The sequence below is a fragment of the Pseudomonas sp. P110(2024) genome (assembly GCF_057480795.1).
In genome coordinates this window covers 1-430 of the sequence record NZ_JBLIYT010000042.1, presented here as the reverse complement: position 1 = coordinate 430, position 430 = coordinate 1, and the positions used below count along the sequence as shown (strand labels likewise).

Here is a 430-nt window from a genome sequence, read left to right as displayed (position 1 = left end):
TCGTAACAAGGTAGCCGTAGGGGAACCTGCGGCTGGATCACCTCCTTAATCGAAGACATCAGCCTGCTGATGAGCTCCCACACGAATTGCTTGATTCATGCTGTAAAGACGATCAAGACCCTATATAGGTCTGTAGCTCAGTTGGTTAGAGCGCACCCCTGATAAGGGTGAGGTCGGCAGTTCAAATCTGCCCAGACCTACCAATATGCGGGGCCATAGCTCAGCTGGGAGAGCGCCTGCCTTGCACGCAGGAGGTCAGCGGTTCGATCCCGCTTGGCTCCACCACTTCGCTGTACTTGCTTGATCAAACTCAGAAATGAGCATTCGGATCGAATGTTGATTTCTGACTTTTGTCAGATCGTTCTTTAAAAATTCGGATATGTGATAGATAGACTGAATGCCAGTTTCACTGCTGGTTATTCAGGCTAAG

General features: G+C 49.5%; 2 tRNA genes. Both read left to right on the top strand.

The window, feature by feature from the left end:
* The first annotated feature begins 126 nt into the window (after window positions 1-126).
* Window positions 127-203: transfer RNA gene (locus AC25ND_RS26400), tRNA-Ile, on the top strand.
* Window positions 204-209: 6 nt separating this feature from the next.
* A tRNA-Ala gene (locus AC25ND_RS26395) sits at window positions 210-285 on the top strand.
* The last annotated feature ends 145 nt before the right edge of the window (window positions 286-430 follow it).